Below are 17,091 nucleotides of genomic sequence, written 5' to 3'. Positions count from 1 at the left end.
GGGCTGGGGGCGGCGGCCCCGGGGGGGCCCCCCCCCGCGGGGGGGGGGGGGGCGGGCGGCGGGGGGGGGGGGGGGGGGGGGCCCCCCCCCCCGCGGGGGGGGCCCCGCCACTTCGCGTTCACTGGTGCCGCGCCGCGCCCGGCCGCCGGCGGTCCCGTGGGCTGCCGGCCGCGTCCATGAACTGGGGAGTGGTCTCTCATGCCTCCTTGCGCGTGCCGCGCGGATCGGAGCTGCTGCCGAGGACTCTGGCGATGTAGGCCGCGAGCGAGGAGCGCAGGACTTCCGGAGTCATCTTCTGATCGTCGATCAGGTGCGCCACGAGGTCGGCGCGGATGGCGGCCAGCAGGGCGTGGGCGGTGAAATCCGCGTCGTGGACGCCGGGCACCTGATCCAGTGCCGCACGAAGCATTTCGTGCCACCAGCCGTAGTGCTCGGCCTGGTAAGGGCTGCTGAGCCCGGCGTCCTCTGCGGCTGACATCAGGCGCCGGTTCTCGATCTTGAAGCGCAGTGAGGCGTCGAGGAGGTCCAGCACCCGCTGCTGGGGTGAGGACCGACCTACGTCCTGCGCTTCCTGCACGGCTTGTTGCAGGGGTTCGAGGCGGGAGGCGATCACGGCGCCGATCAAGCCTGCCCGGTCGCCGAAGCGGCGGAAGAGGGTGCCCTTGCCCACACCCGCGGCCGCGGCGATGTCGTCCATCGACACGCTGTGGGGGCTGCTGCTCTCAGAGAAGAGGGCATCGGCGGCAGCCAGGACGGCTTCTCGGTTGCGCAGGGCGTCTGCGCGCTCTGTGCGCTGGGCCACGGGTCCTCCTTGGTCTTCGCCCTGTCCCGGGCCCCCGGAACGGTTCATGGTATTCGGTGGGTTCGCGTCAGTGGTGGCTCGCGCCCCGGCTGCAGTTCCGGCACGTAGCCGCGGCAGCCGAGCGGTCGCGTGGCGTGCAACGGGTCGGACCGTGTCGTCGAGCCAGCCGAAGATGCGGGCTACCGCCAGGCGGAGGGCGCCCGGGTGGCAGTGGGCATCGGCGCCTTCCTCCTCGGTGAAGCTCAGGAGTGTCTTCGGTGCGGTGAGGTGCCGGTACAAGGTCGTCGTGGAACATCAACTGCTGCACGACACCTCCCTTTCAACGAAGGCGCGGAGAGTGCCCGGGGGGCGGCCGGTGATGCGCTGGACGGTGTCCGTCGTGCGGTCCTCGGCCCCGTCGGCGATGGCGCGGTCCATGCCGGCCAGCATGGTGGCGAACTCCAGCGGTATCTCGGCCGCCCAGCGGTCGCGCAGCTGTTCAAATGTCAGACGCTGGTGCACCACGGGCCGACCGGTGACCTCGGTGATGACCGCGGCGACGTCGTCGTAGCTCAGTGTCTGCGACCCGGTCAGAATCAGGTCGGTGTTGGGAGCCTGTTCGTCTGTCAGGGCGCGTACGGCGACGGCGGCGATGTCCTCTGCGTCGATGAACCCAACACGGCCGTCTCCGGAGGCCGTCAGGATGGCGCCGTCCTCGCTGATGCTGCGCGCGTGGGGGGTGGAGCCGGTGAAATTCTGCATGAACCAGGAGGGCCGCAGCACCGCCCACTGCTCGAACAGGCCGGGCAATGCCTGGTGGACCTGTCCCACCGCCGGACCGCCGACGGGGATCGCCGATGAGCTGAGCAGCACGGCGCGGTGCACGCCTGCCGCGCGGGCCTGGCGGAGGAAGGGCAGCATGACCGCGGCCGGGTCCGAGGCGCCGATGGGCGGGATGAGGTAGACGCGGTCGACTCCGTCGAGGGCGTCCACGTGGGTGGCGGGCTCGTTCCAGTCGAAGCGGACCGCCTGTGTGCCCTCCACCGGGGTGGCGCTTCGGCCGGCGGCCTTGACGCGGTGGCCCTCGGCGATCAGCCCGGCGGCGACGCGACGGCCGGTGGTGCCGGTGGCTCCGATGACCAGGGTGGTGCTGGGGGCGTTCATCGGTTCTCTCCTGCGAAGTCGACGCCGGGCTGCTGGACGGCGAGGGGGTTCCAGTAGTCGCGGTAGGAGGTGACGCGCCCGTTCTTGACCGTGACCACGGCGATGTAGGTCATGTCGAAGGGGCTGTCGGTCTCCACCAGGCGGCCGACCCCGCGCATCTCCACCACGATCGTCTCGGGGACGGTGGTCTGGTGGATCTTCACGTCGGGGAAGTCGTGGACGTCGACGTGGTCGGGGTAGTGGCGCATGTAGTCCGCGATCGCCTGTCGGCCCTCCAGCCGCTCGGGCCAGCCCTGGGGCGCGAAGGGGAACTCCATGACGCCGCCCTCGTCCCACAGGTCCACCCAGCCGGGGATGTCCTTCTCCAGCAGCAGTTGCAGACCGTGGCGGTACAGCTCCGCGGCTGTCATTGGCACTGTCATGATCAAGGCTTCCGTTCTGCTCGAAGAGACGGCGATCCCAGCCCGTCGGGGACGGCCACTCGTCACGAGAAGCGCCATATCCAGTAATGGCGGTTCTTCATGACGGGGCACCCGAATAAAAAGCGGACCGATAGTCCGTATGGATTGGAGAGTACGGACTGCCGGTCCGCTTCGCAAGCCTGAGCGCGGCCGGTACCGCGATCAGCCGTCCGGAGGCCCGCAGGGCGGCGGCGCCGTCGCGCGACTGACGCAGACGGCGGCCGACGACGACTTCACACGCGTGGAATCGCACGACTGCCTGATGTGCACCTGTGCCGCCCGGCGGGCCCGCCTCGCCGGGAGCTGAAAGCGAGCGACGTCATCGGCCGGGCCGCGGGTCGACCCACGGGAGCCGGGCGTCGCCCTGGTCTTCCGCGCCGCGCAAACATGGCGTGCGTCAGTGGCGTATGCCCAGGCCCGGCAGCCACAGTTCGCCGCGGTCCTTGCAGCTGGCGTCCCTCGCCCGCAGTTCCTCCGGCTCTTTCGTGCCGCGTGCCCGCAGTTCCGTGACGGCCAGACGGGCCACTGCCGCCACCTCACCGCGCTCCGGGTCCGGGAAGTCCGTCTGCCACCATCCCCGGTCGCGGGACATCCAGCCGCGTGAGCGCATCAGCCGCGCTCGCTCCGGGCTGTCCTCGCCGTCGCGGTCGTCGACCGAGACGTGCAGCCCGTCCTCCAGCGCGTACGAGATGAGCAGCTGCCGTCCGCGGTCCGCGCCGCTGGTCACGCTGAAGCTCGCCCAGTCGCCGCCGACCTGCACCGAAAGCTGCTCCACCCACGCCGTGAGGAGCAACCCGAGCGCGCTCTCGAAGTGTTCGAGACTGGAGGCCAGCCGGACGCCGGGCCGCTCGATCGGGCGCTCACCGGGGCCGCTGCGGTCCAACTGCCAGGTGTACGGCAGGAAGTCGAAATCGTGCGGCTCGTCCGCCGACCAGGCACCGCCCCACTCGAAGGTGCGCCGCTCCTCGTGCTCCAGGGTGTCCGTGTCGTGGACAGAAAGCTGCGCCCGGCGGCGGTTGCCGACGAGCAGCACCAGTCTTCCGCAGTCCCGCCAGCGGACGTTGGGGCCTTCCGCCGAGCCGCCGTAGAGCGTCGGCTCCCCGATCCTGGCCACTATCGCGTCGTACACCTCGCGGAAGGCCTCCCGCCGGTCCCGCAGCGAGGCGCCCGGGTTGTACGCCAGCACCTGGACCGGGTCGCGGTCGAGGTACGCACCGGGTGCGTCATGGAGCGTCAGGGCGAACTCCGCGGCATCGCCGGGTGTCAGGATCGGCAGGTTGGTCCCCGTGAATTCCATGTCACCCATCGTGCCAGCCGTCACCGACAACACCTGCAGAGCGCTTGGGTATTCACCGCTCAGATCGCGCCGAAATCGCCCGTGTTCACAGGACTGGCACCGGCGCGACATCCTCTGCACGGACCGAGGACAGCCCCGAGTCGGCCGGCGGCCTTCCCAGGCCGCGGCCCCTTTTCCAAGGCGCATGGACTCTTCGCGCGGGAACTTGGACGTTCACTGCCGCGCCGTCCATGGGACTTCCCCAAGTCATCCGGCCTCACTACGTTCCGGGCGATAGCACCGGAATCGGGAGGATCACTTGACCAGGGACATGTCACGACGACGTCTGTTCGCACTCGGAGGAGGCGCCATCGGCGCGGCGGCGGCCGGGTCGCTGCTCCCGCCCTCCCTGCAGGCGGCGCTGGCCGCCGAGCCGCCGTCGGGCGGGCTGCGGGCGGTCAACCACGTGGTGATCCTCATGCAGGAGAACCGGTCCTTCGACCACTACTTCGGCACCCTGCGCGGCGTACGCGGCTTCGGTGACCGCAACGCCGTCGAACTCCCCTCCGGGAAGCCCGTCTTCGAGCAGCCGGGCCCGCTGCGCACCGTGCTGCCCTTCCCCGTGCGCGACGCCGCCAAGACGCAGAAGAAGGACCTCCAGTACATCGGCGACCTCGACCACTCCTGGGGCGGCGGCGCCAAGGCCTGGCGTGACGGCTGGATGGACGGCTGGATCTCCGCGAAGACCGCCGCGACCATGGCGTACTACGACCGCCGCGACATACCCCTGCACTACGAACTCGCGGACACCTTCACCATCTGCGACGCGTACCACTCCTCGATCCATACGTCGACGAGCCCCAACCGCAACCATCTGTGGAGCGGCTGGACCGGCTTCGAGGCGGACGGCAGTCGCGCCGTCACCAACACCGCGTACGCCGAGGACACCCACCCCGGCTACCCGTGGCCGACGTACGCCGAGCGGCTCGAGAAGGCCGGCCGCAGCTGGAAGACGTACCAGGAGTGGGAGAACTTCACCGACAACAACATCGAGTTCTTCACCACCTTCAAGAAGATCGCGCGCAAGGCGCTGGCCAAGGCCGGCGACTTCACCTACATGGAGGCCTTCTACGCGAAGGTGCGCGACACCCAGGACACCGCCGAGCGCGCGCGGCTGCTCGCGGCGCTCGAAGAGGGCGTGGCGACGCTGACCGACAGCGAGCGGTCGCTCTTCGAACGCGGGCTCCGGCGCGCCGAGACCGGCTCCCTCGCGGACCGGTTCCGCGCGGACGTGGCGGCGGGCACGCTCCCCGAGGTGTCGTACCTGGTGCCCTCCGCGATCGACTCCGAGCACCCCGGCACCTCCTCGCCGATCGCGTCGGCCACCCTCGTCTACAAGGTGCTGGACGCCCTGGGCTCCCACCCCGACGTCTGGCGGCACACCGTCGTCCTGATCAACTACGACGAGAACGACGGCTTCTTCGACCACGTACCGCCGCCGGTCCCGCCCGCCGACAACACCGAGGAGCGCTGGCAGGGCAAGCCCACCGGCCTCGGCATCCGCGTCCCGCTGCTCGTCGTCTCACCCTGGTCGGTCGGCGGCTACGTCTGCTCCGAGGTGTTCGACCACAGCTCGGTGGTCCGGCTGCTGGAGAAGTGGACGGGCATCGAGGAGCCCAACATCACCCGCTGGCGGCGCGCTGTCACCGGCGATCTGACCTCCGCCTTCGACTTCCGGCGCGGCAGGCCGCAGCCCGACGTGGAGCAGCCGGGTGCGATCCCGCCGTTCACGGGACGCTGGCGGCCCGTGCCGCCACTTCAGCAGCACATGCCCGTGCAGGAGGAGGGGACCCGGCCCGCGCGGCCGCTGCCGTACCAGCCCGACGCGTACGGCAGGGTCACGGGCGACGCCTTCACGGTGGCCCTCAGCAACAGCGGTCGCGCGAGCGCCCACTTCGCGCTCTATCCGTACGCCGGTGAGTTCCCCGTCCCGCAGCACAAGGACGTAAGGGGCAAGGCGCAGTGGTCGGTACCCCTTACCGGCGACGCCTACCGCTTCACGATCACCGGCCCGAACGGCTTCCGGCGCGAGTTCGCGGGCAACATCCAGGGAACCGCTCAGGTCTCTTCGTCCATCGACCACCACGACCGCGATCTGCATCTCACGCTGCGCAACGACGGCAGCAAGCCGGTCACCTTCACGATCCGACCGCTGGCCTACGTCGATGACGCCGACCTCGACGACTGGACCCGCACCGTCACGGTCAAGGCGGGCCGCAGCCGCACCGTCGTGCACTCGGCGGCCGACGCGCACGGCTGGTACGACATCGAGGTGACGGCCGACCGGGACACCGGCTTCCGCCGCCGCCTGATGGGTCACGTCGAGAACGGGCGAGCGAGCGTGTCCGGCTAAGAGGTGAGGGCTGAGGGCTGAGAGGCGCGGGGGGGCCCGGGACCTTTGTCCTGGGCCCCCGCGCGACGGGTCGGCCTCGCCGTGTGCCGTGTGCTGTGTGCATGCGAAGATCCCTGGGCAGCGCGCGAGCGAGGACGGACAGCTCGTGCCGTAACCGGGCCGGGGGAAGAGGAAGACGATGTTCGCGATATCGCTGGGCGACGACGGGGCGGAACTGCGGCCGCTGGAGCCCTGGCAGGCCGAGGAGTACCTCGCCCACTTGGACCGGGGCCGGGAGTTCATCGGCCAGTACGTCGCACTCGCCGCCGTCTCGACCGATGTCGACTCGGCGCGGGCCTTCCTCCAGTCGTACGCCGACAAGCAGGCCGGGGACGGCGGGCGCATCTACGGGATCTGGCTGGACGGGACTCTCGTCGGCGGTGTCCTGTTCCGCACCTGGGACCACGCGAGCGAGTCGTGTGAGGCGGGCTGCTGGCTGGAGCCGTCGGCGGCAGGGCGCGGGCTGGTCACACGGGCCACGCGCGTGATCATCGACTGGGCGGTGTACGAGCGTGGAATGCACCGTGTCGAGTGGCAGGTGGCCTCGGGGAACACCGCGAGCATCAACGTCGCCAAGCGGCTGGGGATGGTGCGGGAGGGAGTGCTGCGGGAGAGCTACCCGTACAGGGGCGTTAGGCACGACATGGAGGTCTGGTCGGTGCTGGCGCCGGAGTGGCGGGAGCTGCGGACGCGGGAAGGGCGCTGAGGGGCTGACGACCCTGGGCCGGCCGCTGAGGGGCTGATGACCGGGGCCGGCCGCTGAGGGGCAGGGTCGTTAAGAGGACTCTCAGAATCGGCACCTAGCGTGCGGCGCATGAACCCCACCGAGACCAAAAAGACCACAGACACGACCGACGTGACGGACGCGCCCGACGCGGCTGCCGCCGAGTCGGCCGAGTCCACCGGAGCCGAGGTGCATACCGCCGAAGCCGAGGACATCGAGGACACCGACGAGGCGCCGCGCGCTTCCTCCGGCCTCGGAGCCGCCGCCGCGGGCGTCGTCTCGGTCGGCCTCGGCGTCGTAGCGCTCAGCGGGACCTGGGTCGGCAAGATCGCCGCAGAGAGGCAGGCGCTGGTCGGGCAGATCAAGACCTCGCAGGGCGGCGACCCCGCCCAGCAGATTTCCGCGATCTACGGCGACGCCTGGCACTCCACCGCCATGTTCAACGGCATCTTCGCGCTGCTCGCGCTGATCGTCGGCCTGGCTGTGTTCGCCCTGCCTCAGAAGGCCGGCTGGGTACGGGCCTTCGCCCTGGCCGGAGTCGCACTGGGCGTCCTGGGACTGATCGTCTCCGCCGGCATGTACTTCGACCTCTTCATGTCGCTGCCCAGCGCAGGCTCGTAGCTCTGGCTCTCAGGCCCCGGCTCCTCGTAACCCGTTGGTGCATCTGTCCGTCCGGTGCTGCAATGCGCGGATGGATCACGACGAGGTACTCAGCCTGTTCGACCACCAGATGCGGCAGGGTGGCGAAGGAGCCGGGGAGGCGCGCGACGTGGTGCGGCAGGTCGGTGCCGACGGCGACTGGAACGGGGTCGGGGTCCGAGTAGGAACGGAACAGAAAACCGGTGTAGCCGTCAAATCTTTTGACGACCTGTGAGGTGGGCTTCCGCTCCTGCGCTCACGAGGCCGCCTCCGTCTCCTGCTCGGATTGGGCCAAGGCGCGGTACAGCGAGGCGACCGATGGGCTCGTGCCCGCGTTTTTGCCGGTCTTGATGGTGAGCTTCTTCGCGATGTCGGGGACGGGGACGCCCTTGTCCTTCAGCGCCTGGGCGAAGGTGAGCATGTCGTCGTCGATGACCTTGGGTCGTCCGCCGTGGTTGCCCTTCTTCGCAGCGGTGACCTGGCCTTCGAGGGTCTTCTCCCGGATGTAGTTGCGCTCGATCTGCCCGGCGACGGCGAGCACGGCGAAGAACATCGCGCCCATGCCATTGGGGTCGTAGATCCCGGTGAGCGGGCCGGTGAGGAGTTCGAGCTGGATGCCGGCGGCCTGTAGCTCGGTCGACAGCGTCATCAGTTCGGCCGCGTTGCGGGCCAGGCGCTTGAGCTCGTGAACGGTGAAGATGACCGGGGTGTCCGGGGCGGCCTCCTTGAACTCGCGGGCCAGCTTGAGCGCGGCCTCGAGCTCGGGCCGCACCTTGATCCGGGTCCTGATCTGCTCGGAGTAGATCTTGTGGCAGTCGGCCGCAGCGAGGGCTTCGAGCTGGCTCGCCAGTTCCTGCCTCGCGGTCGACGTCCTTGCGTAGCCGATGCGGATGGGCTTGCTGCCGCGCTGGGCGGGCACGGCGGCGGGCGCCGGTCCTTCCTTCCACGGCCGTCCGGGTCCACGGTCGGCGGGCACGGGCACTTCGAGTTCCTCGCGCAGCGCGGCGATGAGAACGAAGCGCGGGGTGTGGTACTTCGAGGCGGTCTTCCCGCCGCGCGTGCGGCACGGACTCCCGCCGGGCACCTCGCACTTCGGGCAGTCGTTGCGTTCTACCGCAGCTGCGGCTTGATTGGGCGCCAGATCCACGCGATCAGTGTGTCAGAAGTGTCTCGCAGAACACCCGAGTTCTGAGAGGACTTCTGCGAATGGCGACCTGCGGAAACGCGATCACCCCGAGGGGTCTCGCAGAACTCGCAGAGATGGTCATTTGTGAGAATGACCCTGCGTCACACGGACGTGCCGGGCTGGTTCCTCACTGCCTTGTCCTTGATCCCTCGTTCGGCGCCATGGTGCCGAACGCGAAGAACAAGCAGTGCCTCGCTCTCGCGAAGGTGATTGTGCCGCTGCTGGAGCACGGTTGCCCCGAGAACAGCGGCGGCACGGCATGCCTCCGTCTGCTCTCTGGGGCGGTACGCCCGACCCGGCGTCTATGCAGTCGCCCGACGCGTTGCTGAGCGCGACCCCGCCGGACGTGACACCCCCTCGTTTGCGACTGGTGACAGCGTTCTTAACCGGCCCTGTGTTCGGAGTCAGGTGCGGTGGGCAGCCCAGACGGTGCGCTCGGTGCGTACCGTCAGGTCGTCGCGGCGCAGGATGCTGTGCGGGCTGCTGGTGTCGAGGAGCCGGTCGAGCGCGGTGAGGTCCTCGGGGGAGAGCCTTTCGGCGATGACGCTGCGGATGCGCTGCAGGATGCCGAGGGCGTAGAGGCCGATCGCTTCGCTGCGGGAGCCTTCGATGTTCACGGCGATGGTGCGTTCGTCCTCGACTGTGAAGCCGGCGGCGGTCAGCATCGGGCCCCAGTCGGCGCCGCGGTGGGGCATGTGTTCGGCTTGGAGGCGGTCGGCCGCGGCGTGGACGCGCTCTTCCAGGCCGGGCCGATCCTTGGGGGCGTTTTCGGGCAGGAAGCGGGGGTGGCCGGCCAGTTCGACGACGGCGAACAGGCCGCCGGGCGCGAGCGCGTCGTGGACGGTGCGCAGTGCGCGGTCGGGGTGGGCCATGTGGTGCATCGAGGCAGACGCCCATACCAGGTCCGGTGAGCCGAGGTCGGGCCAGGCGGCTTCATCGAGGTCAGCCTGCACGGTGCGCACGCGCTCCTGGACGCCGCGGGCGCACGCCTTTGTGCGCAAGCGCTGAAGGTGTTCGGCGGACGCGTCGACGGCGGTGACGTGCGCGTCGGGGAAGCGGTCGAGGAGGGTGAAGGTGCCCGCGCCCGTGCCACAGCCCAGATCCACGATGTGGTGTGGGCCGGTATGCAGTGGCAGCCATGCGGTGATGGAGGCTGTGTGCTCGGCGAGGACCTCGGCGTCCAGGTCGAGGATCTCCGCCTGGCCGTCGGTTCCGTGCTCGTGGTGGTGACCGTGCGAAGCGCCGTGGTGAGGGGTGTGCGTGTGTGCTTGGTTCATGCTCTTCACGCTAAGACGGTTATGCGCCTGCGGCACGAAAACTTCCCGTTTACGCAATACGATGGTCGGGGGTGCTGCCCGACGCGCAAGAGGTCACCGCTGCGGAGGCCGTCGCGCGGCCCGCGCCGTCATTCGGGAGCGCCCTGAGCGTCGCCGCCGTCGCCGTCGCGCTGGTGGCCGCGGCGGGCGTCGCGGTCGAAGATGCCCAGGATCTCGCAGGGCCCGCCCTCGGCGCCGATCGCGTGCGGCATCATCGTGGGGAACTCGGCGGCCTGGTTGGTCTCGAGGCGGAAGCGGCGGTGGCCGAGCATGAGGATCGCGGTGCCGGACAGGACTACGAGCCATTCGTGCCCCGGGTGGGCACGCATGCGCGCCGGGTTCTCGGGGGGTGGTTCGGTCAGGCGCTGGCGCACCACGCTCATCCCGGGGTCGGCCTTGACGATCCAGCGCATCTGGCCGTGGGTGCTGTCGATCGTCGGGCTGGTGACTACGTCGTCGGTGGCGGTCTCCACGAGCTGATCCAGCGTGGTGTCCAGGGCGCGGGCGAGAGTGACCAGCTGATCCAGTGCGAGGCGGCGCTGGCCGTTCTCGATGCGGCTCAGTGAGGACTGGCTGAGGTGGGCGCGGGTGGCCAGTTCCTCCAACGACCAGCCCTGCGCCACCCGCAGAGCGCGGATGCGTTTGCGTACGAGGCTGTCCAGCTCTCCACCTTCTTGCGTCATGAGCAACATCATATGCCCCTAATGCAATGCGGGGTTAGCGTCGTGTGCAGATGGTCCGCAACGTCTGGGACCACGCACGAGGAAAGGGTAGGAGGACATGGCTGTGACGACTTCTCCGTACGCGAGCGACGCACTGCCCGGTGGGACCGTCGACGCGGTGGTGATCGGCGGGGGCGCCGCGGGGCTGAACGGTGCGCTGATGCTCGCCCGCTCCCGCCGCTCGGTCGTCGTGATCGACAGCGGCTCCCCGCGCAACGCGCCGGCAGAGGCCATGCACGGCTTCATCGTCCTGGACGGCACCCCGCCCCGCGAGATCCTTCGGCGGGGCCGGGAGCAGGTGCGCCAGTACGGCGGGCGCATCGTCTTCGGCGAGGTGGCCTCGGCCGAGCCCGCCGCCCCGTCGGCTGACGGGGATCTGCGTTTCACCATCACCCTGGCCGACGGCCGGAGCGTGACCGCGCGCCGGGTCCTGGTGGCCACCGGCCTGCGGGACGTGCTGCCCGAGGTCCCCAGCCTCGCCGAGCAATGGGGACACGGTGTGGTGCACTGCCCGTACTGCCACGGCTGGGAGGTGCGCGATGAGCCCATCGGTATCCTCGCCACCGGCCCGGCCTCCATCGCCCACGCACTCCTGTTCCGCCAGCTGACCGAGGACCTGACCTACTTCACCCACGGTACTCACCTGGATGAGGACACCCGCGCCCGCTTCGCCGCCCGCAGCATCCGCATCGTCGACACCCCGGTGCAGGAGGTCATCAACAACGAGGACGGCACCCTCGCCGGGGTGCGCCTGACCGACGGCCAGGTCGTGGCCCGCCGCGTCCTCGCGGTCGCCACGCAGATGCAGGCCCGCATCGAGGGCCTGGACGGTCTGAAGCTGCCGATGGAGGACCTGCCCGACAACATGGGCCGCCGCTTCGCCTCCGGCATGGCCGGTACCACCGAGGTGCCGGGCGTGTGGGTGGCCGGCAACGCCACCGACCTCACCGCCCAGGTCGGTGCCTCCGCAGCGGCCGGCGCCCTGGCCGGCTCCCACATCAACGGCCTGCTGGCCACCGCGGACACCGACGCGGCCCTCGCCGCAGCCCAGGGCGAGACCCCCGCCCCCTGACGTCCCGGCACGGCACCGGCCCACCGCTCGACCGCACCCGGCGATGCGCGGCGCGCGGCGCCCGGGCCCCGCCCACCCCTTCACTCGGCGACCGGCGCTGCTCCGGCGCTGACTCGACATGCCCATTTTGAGAGGAATCCATGAGTACGAACCAGCCCGTACAGGCCGCGCAAGCCAGCGGCGGGGGTGTCCCCGACGCGCGTCAGCTGCGCACGATCCTGATCGCCGTCTCCATCGCCCTGATGGGGGTCATCGCCTCGGTGACCGGGCTGAACGTCGCACAGACCCACATGGCCGTGGAATTCGGCGCCTCCCAGAGCACGGTCCTGTGGATCATCAACATCTACACCCTTGCCCTGGCCGCGCTGCTGCTGCCGCTCGGCGCCGTCGGCGACCGCCTGGGCCGCAAGCCCATGCTCATCGCCGGACTGGGTGTCTTCGGCATCGCCACCGTTGTCGCGGGCCTGGCCCCGACGGCGGAGGTGATGCTCGCCTCGCGCGTGGCCAGCGGTATCGGCGCCGCGATGATCATGCCGATCACGCTTGCCGTCATCACCTCCACCTTCCCCGAAGAGCAGCGCGGCAAGGCGATCGGCGTGTGGACCGGTGTCGCCGGAGGCGGCGGCATCCTGGGCATGTTCCTCTCCGCGCTCCTCGTCGACGTCGCCGACTGGCGCTGGCTGTTCGTCCTGCCGCTGGTCCTGGTCCTCGTGGCCCTGGCCATGACGGTGAAGTCGGTTCCCAACTCCCGCGAGACCTCGGCCCACCGGTTCGACACTGTCGGCGCGCTGGTCTCCACCGTCGCCGTGGTCGGCCTCATCTTCGTCCTGCAGGAAGGCCCCGAACGCGGCTGGACCGCCCCCGAGACGCTGATCAGCCTCGCCGTCGGCCTCATCGCCACTGTCGGTTTCGTAGCCTGGGAGCTGCACCGCCGCGACGCCTCGCTGCTGGACGTGAGGCTGTTCCGGGAGCGCGGTCTGGCCGGCGGCTCGGTCACGCTTCTGGTGGTCTTCGGTGTCCAGGCGGGCATCGGCGTGGTTCTCTTCCCGTTCTTCCAGGCCGTACTCGGCTGGTCGGGCCTGCTGTCCACGGTGGCGATGATGCCCATGGCCGTCATGATGATGATGGCCTCCGGCATGGCCCCCAAGCTTGCCGCACGTATCGGCGCTCGCTCGACCATGGTGGTGGGCATTGCGATGGCCGGCGGCGGCATGGCGCTCATGGCCCTGTTCGTCTCCGTCGGCGGCGGCTACCTGTCCATCCTGCCCGGCCTGCTCCCCATGGGCGTCGGCATGGGCCTTTCGATGACCCCGTCCACGGAGGCCATCACCGCCTCCCTGCCGCGCGAGAAGCAGGGCGTCGCCTCCGCCCTCAACGACGTCACCCGCGAGTTCGGCACCGCACTCGGCGTCGCCCTGCTCGGCGCGCTCGTGTCCGCCGGCTACCGCAGCGCCATCGACGACAGGCTGCACGGCATCCCCCAGGGGGCCGCGGACACCGCCCGGGAAGGCGTCGCCAACGCCGTTGAAGCGGCGGGCAGCACCGGCCCGCACGCACAGGACCTGCTCCACGCAGCCCAGCAGTCCTTCGTCGACGGCTGGCAGCAGGCCATGTGGGCAGGCGCCGCCGTCATGGGCGTCCTGTTCGTCTACATCGCCTTCCGCGGCCCCAAGAACACGGCCTCCGCGGTCGCGAACGAGACAGAAGCCGCTGAGGCCGTCGCCGCCTGCTGACCGCACAAGAGCCGGGCGCACAGCAAGCAGACCGCTCCGCGTACTTCGCGTTCGCCAGCCGCACGATCAGCCGACCGGGTCACGGCCCGGCTGATCGTGCGCCGGGTTCGTGACCTGGTCTATCACATGGGGTAATGCTCTGGTCTGGAATCAGGGATCGTCTCACGCACCGTCAGGTCACCTGGCACCGTCGCGCGCGAATCACGCCGACAGGTCAAGGAGCGGGCAGCGGGCGGTGCCCACCAACTTTCTGAGCGACGAACAGCGCAGGCGCTTCGGTCACTTCACCGAGGACCCGGACGAGGGACAGCTCGCCGGGTCCTTCCTGCTGGATCAGACCGCACGGCGCCGGGCAATGGCCGCCCGCAGCGGGCGCAACCGGATCGGCTGGGCCGTTCAGCTCGGCACCATCCGCTACCTGGGCACCTTCCTGGAGAATCCCGAGGAGGTGCCCGCCGTGGTGGTCGGCTATGTCGCCGAGCAGCTCGGTCTGGACCCTGGCGAGCTCGCCGGGTACGGCACCGGTGAGGCCCGCTGGGATCACCAGGAGCAGATCCGCAAGGAGTACGGGTACACGAAGTTCGAGTTCGACCAGTGGTTCGCGCTCGCCCGCTGGATGTACCAGCGGGCCTGGATCGGCAACGAACGCCCCACCCTGCTGTTCGACCTCGCCACCAAGCGCCTGGTGGACAAGAAGGTGGTGCTGCCCGGGGTGACCGTGCTGGAACGCCTGGTCTCCGGCACCCGCGAGCGCGCCGAGAAGCGACTGTGGGCCACCCTCGCCGCCGCCCCGACCACGGAGCAGGCCGAGCGTCTGCAGCAGCTGGTCGTCGTCCCCGCGGGCACGCGCCTCTCTGAGCTGGACCGCCTGCGCCGCTCCCCGCGCGACATCTCGGCGCGCGGCGTGGGCAAGGCCCTGGAACGCTACGAATCCCTGCGCGTCTTCGGCGGCTCCGCGTGGAACCTGGACGCGATAGCGCCGGGACGGCTGCAGGCCTTGGTGCGGTTCGCCAAGGCCGCCCGCGCCCAGGCCGTCTCCGACCTCGCCGGAGACCGGCGCCTGGCCACCCTGGTCGCGTTCGCCGCGGTCATGCCGCAGCTCGCCGCCGACGAGGCGATCGAGGTCTTCGACCTGGTGATGGGCGACATTATCCGCAGCTCCGCCACCAAGATGACCAAGCAGAGGCTGCGGACGCTGAAGGACCTGGACGCCGCCGCGATCGAGCTGCGCAAAGCCTGGCTCGCCATCTGCACCGCCGCCGCCGACCCCGAGGGCGACGTACGCGCGATGCTCGACGCGATGGACGTCGGCCCCGTCCACGCGGCGGCCGACACCGTCAAACTCCTCGCCCAGCAGCCTGACGACGGCGCCGAGCAAATGCTCGCCGCCCGCTACAACACCATCGCCCGCTTCCTGCCCGGCCTGCTCAAGACGTTCACCTTCGAGGCCAGCCCGGCGGGCGAACCGGTCCTGGACGCGATCGGTTTCGTGAAGTCCCTCAAAGGCCGGCGCCGCCCCATCCAGGCGTGGGAGGTCCCCGCCAAGGTGCTCACCTCCGCCTGGCGGCGCCTGGTCTTTCCGCCCCCGCCGATGCCCGTGGGCAGCGTCGAGAAGCGCGCCCTGATCGTCGCGAAGCCCTGCGCGCAGCGCTGCACCGGCACGAGGTGTTCGTGCCGGGCATGCGCAAGTGGGGCGACCCCAACGCCCGTCTGCTGAAAGATGCGGCGTGGGAGGCGGCCCGCACCCGGGTCTGCGAGGAACTCGACCTCGACCCCAATCCCCACAAGATCCTCAAGGCCTGGACCGACCGACTCGACAAGGCCCACCGGGAGTTCGCCGACGGCCTGGCCGCCAATCCCAACGTGCGCATCGAGCAGCAGGGCGGCCGCGACCGCATCATCCTCACCGGCCTGGACCGCCTGGACGAACCCGCCTCTCTGATCGACCTGAACAAGGAGATCGAGGCGCGCATGCCCGCCGTCGACCTTCCCGAGATCGTGCTGGAGGTCGACTCCTGGGTGCCCTACCTGGCCGACTTCACCCACGTCTCCGAGGCCAACTCGCGCATGGACGACCTTCAGCTGTCCGTGGCCGCGGTCCTCACCTCGGAGGCCACCAACGTCGGCATCGAGCCGATCGTCCACGACGGGATCGACGCGCTCAGCCGCGACCGGCTGTTCTGGGTCGAGCAGAACTACGTACGCGCGGCGACCCTCTCGATGGCCAACGCCCGCCTGGTCGACTACCACATGCGCCTGCCGCTGGTGCAGGCGTGGGGTGGCGGCGAGCTGGCCTCCGCCGACGGACTGCGCTTCGTCACCCCGATCCGCACCCTCAACTTCGGGGCCAGTCCCGAAAATTCGGCACCCGCCGGCGCGGGGTGACGTTCTACAATTTCCTCTCGGACCAGTTCAGCGGCCTGCACGGCATCCTGATCCCCGGCACCCAGCGCGACTCCTTCTACATCCTCGACGGCCTCCTCGAGCAGGAGACCGCCCTGCGCCCGGTCGAGATCACCTCCGACACGCACGGCGCCAGCGAGATCGTCTTCGGCCTTCCGCCTCATGGGCTACCAGTTCTCCCCGCGCCTGGCCGACGTCGGCAGCGCCACCCTCTACCGCGCCGATCCGGACGCCGACTACGGGCCGCTCAACCCCGTCACACGCGACAAGATCAACCTCAAGCAGATCACCGCCCACTGGGACGAGATGCTGCGCCTCGCAGGCTCCCTCCACTCCGGCACGATCAAAGCCTCGGAGGCCCTGCGCGTCCTCGCGCCCGCAGGAAAGCCCACCCCCACCGGCAAGGCCGTCATGGAACTCGGCCGCCTGGACCGCAGCGCGTACCTGTCCTCGTACTTCACCGACGAACTCCTGCGGCGCCGGGTCAATACCCAGCTCAACCGTCAGGAATCCCGCCACGAACTCGCCCGGAAGATCTTCCACGGGCAGAAGGGCGAATTGAGGCAGTCCTACCGAGAGGGCCAGGAAGACCAGCTCGGGGCACTGGGACTGATGCTCAACATCGTTGTCCTGTGGAACACGGTGTACTTCCAGAAGATCATCGCCGAGATGCGGGCCGAGGGCATCCACGTCCGGGACGAGGACATCGCCCGCCTCTCACCGCTGAAGTTCGCTCACATCAACTTCCACGGCCGCTACAGCTTCGCCCTGCCAGTCGAGGTCCAGGGCGGACAGCTCCGCTCCACCGCCAAGCCCGATAAGACAAGCACCACGATCTAGGACGGCTCCCCGGCCGGCTCGTCCTTGCCCGCACTCTGGGCGAGCCGGTAGCGGACCTTCTCGTGCGACAGGCCCACCTGGCCGCCGATCTGCCGCAGCCCCCAGCCCTCCGCCTTTGCCGCGGCCATGCCCTCGTCCAGGGCTGCGTCCGTCACCTTGTCCAGCGAGGCCCGCAGCTGCACAAGCAGTCGCAGCCGGATCGCCGGGGCCAGTTCATCCAGACCGGCGCAGAACCGCGCCACGTCCGCCTTCAGGAAACCGATCGTCGGGTCGTCACTCATGGGGCGCACCCTGGCAGCCCCTCTCACAGCCCGTCAAAAGA

16 protein-coding genes and 1 pseudogene are annotated in these 17,091 nt (G+C 69.9%); 9 read left to right on the top strand and 8 right to left on the bottom strand.

Annotated features, from left to right (window positions below; genetic code table 11):
* Window positions 1-196: 196 nt before the first annotated feature.
* The 4 genes from ACFYWY_RS16680 to ACFYWY_RS16665 form a co-directional block, all read right to left on the bottom strand.
* On the bottom strand, window positions 197-802 hold the full coding sequence (locus ACFYWY_RS16680) for a TetR/AcrR family transcriptional regulator (protein ID WP_389186177.1): 606 nt from the start codon (window positions 800-802) through the stop codon (window positions 197-199).
* A gap of 294 nt (window positions 803-1,096) precedes the next feature.
* Window positions 1,097-1,945 carry an NmrA family NAD(P)-binding protein gene (locus ACFYWY_RS16675; RefSeq protein WP_389186174.1) on the bottom strand — a complete coding sequence of 283 codons (849 nt, stop codon included), beginning with the start codon at window positions 1,943-1,945 and terminating at the stop codon, window positions 1,097-1,099.
* Window positions 1,942-2,367: a nuclear transport factor 2 family protein gene (locus ACFYWY_RS16670; RefSeq protein WP_389186171.1), complete on the bottom strand. Its 426-nt coding sequence runs from the start codon at window positions 2,365-2,367 to the stop codon at window positions 1,942-1,944. The genes ACFYWY_RS16675 and ACFYWY_RS16670 overlap by 4 nt, the downstream gene beginning before the upstream one ends.
* Before the next feature lie 436 nt (window positions 2,368-2,803).
* Window positions 2,804-3,712, bottom strand: coding sequence for a hypothetical protein (locus tag ACFYWY_RS16665; protein ID WP_389186368.1), 909 nt, complete (start codon window positions 3,710-3,712; stop codon window positions 2,804-2,806).
* Between the two features lie 289 nt (window positions 3,713-4,001).
* Between ACFYWY_RS16665 and ACFYWY_RS16660 the strand changes: the two genes are divergently transcribed.
* The 4 genes from ACFYWY_RS16660 (at window position 4,002) to ACFYWY_RS16645 (ending at window position 7,732) form a co-directional block, all read left to right on the top strand.
* Complete coding sequence (locus ACFYWY_RS16660) at window positions 4,002-6,095, top strand: phosphocholine-specific phospholipase C (RefSeq protein WP_389186168.1); 2,094 nt, start codon at window positions 4,002-4,004, stop codon at window positions 6,093-6,095.
* 178 nt (window positions 6,096-6,273) lie between these two features.
* Entirely contained in the window at window positions 6,274-6,840 is a 567-nt protein-coding gene (locus ACFYWY_RS16655) for a GNAT family N-acetyltransferase (protein WP_389186165.1), read from the top strand.
* Between the two features lie 99 nt (window positions 6,841-6,939).
* Window positions 6,940-7,479 carry a hypothetical protein gene (locus ACFYWY_RS16650; RefSeq protein WP_389186161.1) on the top strand — a complete coding sequence of 180 codons (540 nt, stop codon included), beginning with the start codon at window positions 6,940-6,942 and terminating at the stop codon, window positions 7,477-7,479.
* A gap of 70 nt (window positions 7,480-7,549) precedes the next feature.
* A complete protein-coding gene (locus tag ACFYWY_RS16645; protein ID WP_389186158.1) occupies window positions 7,550-7,732 on the top strand; it encodes a hypothetical protein in 183 nt (60 codons plus the stop codon).
* Between the two features lie 21 nt (window positions 7,733-7,753).
* Here the strand turns inward: ACFYWY_RS16645 and ACFYWY_RS16640 are convergent, their stop codons facing one another.
* The 3 genes from ACFYWY_RS16640 to ACFYWY_RS16630 form a co-directional block, all read right to left on the bottom strand.
* The gene (locus tag ACFYWY_RS16640; protein ID WP_389186155.1) at window positions 7,754-8,644 is read right to left on the bottom strand and encodes a recombinase family protein; all 891 of its coding nucleotides are present in this window, start codon (window positions 8,642-8,644) and stop codon (window positions 7,754-7,756) included.
* Window positions 8,645-9,087: 443 nt separating this feature from the next.
* Window positions 9,088-9,960: a class I SAM-dependent methyltransferase gene (locus tag ACFYWY_RS16635; RefSeq protein WP_389186152.1), complete on the bottom strand. Its 873-nt coding sequence runs from the start codon at window positions 9,958-9,960 to the stop codon at window positions 9,088-9,090.
* Between the two features lie 128 nt (window positions 9,961-10,088).
* Complete coding sequence (locus tag ACFYWY_RS16630) at window positions 10,089-10,682, bottom strand: helix-turn-helix domain-containing protein (RefSeq protein ID WP_389186149.1); 594 nt, start codon at window positions 10,680-10,682, stop codon at window positions 10,089-10,091.
* A gap of 97 nt (window positions 10,683-10,779) precedes the next feature.
* Between ACFYWY_RS16630 and ACFYWY_RS16625 the strand changes: the two genes are divergently transcribed.
* The 5 genes and pseudogenes from ACFYWY_RS16625 to ACFYWY_RS16605 all read left to right on the top strand — a co-directional run bounded on the left by ACFYWY_RS16625 (window position 10,780) and on the right by ACFYWY_RS16605 (window position 16,769).
* Window positions 10,780-11,793, top strand: a complete 1,014-nt coding sequence (locus ACFYWY_RS16625) for an NAD(P)/FAD-dependent oxidoreductase (RefSeq protein ID WP_389186146.1) — start codon at window positions 10,780-10,782, stop codon at window positions 11,791-11,793.
* 140 nt (window positions 11,794-11,933) lie between these two features.
* Window positions 11,934-13,526 carry an MFS transporter gene (locus ACFYWY_RS16620; RefSeq protein ID WP_389186143.1) on the top strand — a complete coding sequence of 531 codons (1,593 nt, stop codon included), beginning with the start codon at window positions 11,934-11,936 and terminating at the stop codon, window positions 13,524-13,526.
* A 235-nt stretch (window positions 13,527-13,761) separates the two neighbouring features.
* Window positions 13,762-15,243, top strand: a complete 1,482-nt coding sequence (locus ACFYWY_RS16615) for a DUF4158 domain-containing protein (RefSeq protein ID WP_389186140.1) — start codon at window positions 13,762-13,764, stop codon at window positions 15,241-15,243.
* Window positions 15,207-15,911: a Tn3 family transposase gene (locus ACFYWY_RS16610; RefSeq protein ID WP_389186137.1), complete on the top strand. Its 705-nt coding sequence runs from the start codon at window positions 15,207-15,209 to the stop codon at window positions 15,909-15,911. Before ACFYWY_RS16615 ends, ACFYWY_RS16610 begins: the two co-directional genes overlap by 37 nt.
* Window positions 15,800-16,769, top strand: a pseudogene (locus tag ACFYWY_RS16605) (Tn3 family transposase). Before ACFYWY_RS16610 ends, ACFYWY_RS16605 begins: the two are co-directional and overlap by 112 nt.
* On the opposite strand, the gene ACFYWY_RS16600 reads toward ACFYWY_RS16605, so the two are convergent.
* Window positions 16,766-17,050, bottom strand: coding sequence for a hypothetical protein (locus tag ACFYWY_RS16600; protein WP_389186134.1), 285 nt, complete (start codon window positions 17,048-17,050; stop codon window positions 16,766-16,768). The pseudogene ACFYWY_RS16605 and the gene ACFYWY_RS16600 sit on opposite strands and share 4 nt — an antisense overlap.
* Window positions 17,051-17,091: the final 41 nt, after the last annotated feature.

It is taken from the genome of Streptomyces sp. NPDC002870 (assembly GCF_042888505.1).
Taxonomy (GTDB): Bacteria; Actinomycetota; Actinomycetes; order Streptomycetales; family Streptomycetaceae; genus Streptomyces.
The sequence above is the reverse complement of the archived record's forward strand: the minus strand, read 5'-3'. Positions and strand labels throughout refer to the sequence as shown.

Excerpts from the sequence above, each read along its gene's own strand:
- ACFYWY_RS16645 (WP_389186158.1), top strand. The coding sequence starts at position 7,550 with ATGGATCACGACGAGGTACTCAGCCTGTTCGACCACCAGATGCGGCAG.
- ACFYWY_RS16610 (WP_389186137.1), top strand. The coding sequence starts at position 15,207 with ATGCGCAAGTGGGGCGACCCCAACGCCCGTCTGCTGAAAGATGCGGCG.
- ACFYWY_RS16655 (WP_389186165.1), top strand. The coding sequence starts at position 6,274 with ATGTTCGCGATATCGCTGGGCGACGACGGGGCGGAACTGCGGCCGCTG.
- ACFYWY_RS16630 (WP_389186149.1), bottom strand. The coding sequence starts at position 10,682 with ATGACGCAAGAAGGTGGAGAGCTGGACAGCCTCGTACGCAAACGCATC.
- ACFYWY_RS16635 (WP_389186152.1), bottom strand. The coding sequence starts at position 9,960 with ATGAACCAAGCACACACGCACACCCCTCACCACGGCGCTTCGCACGGT.
- ACFYWY_RS16600 (WP_389186134.1), bottom strand. The coding sequence starts at position 17,050 with ATGAGTGACGACCCGACGATCGGTTTCCTGAAGGCGGACGTGGCGCGG.
- ACFYWY_RS16625 (WP_389186146.1), top strand. The coding sequence starts at position 10,780 with ATGGCTGTGACGACTTCTCCGTACGCGAGCGACGCACTGCCCGGTGGG.
- ACFYWY_RS16675 (WP_389186174.1), bottom strand. The coding sequence starts at position 1,945 with ATGAACGCCCCCAGCACCACCCTGGTCATCGGAGCCACCGGCACCACC.
- ACFYWY_RS16670 (WP_389186171.1), bottom strand. The coding sequence starts at position 2,367 with ATGACAGTGCCAATGACAGCCGCGGAGCTGTACCGCCACGGTCTGCAA.
- ACFYWY_RS16665 (WP_389186368.1), bottom strand. The coding sequence starts at position 3,712 with ATGGGTGACATGGAATTCACGGGGACCAACCTGCCGATCCTGACACCC.
- ACFYWY_RS16620 (WP_389186143.1), top strand. The coding sequence starts at position 11,934 with ATGAGTACGAACCAGCCCGTACAGGCCGCGCAAGCCAGCGGCGGGGGT.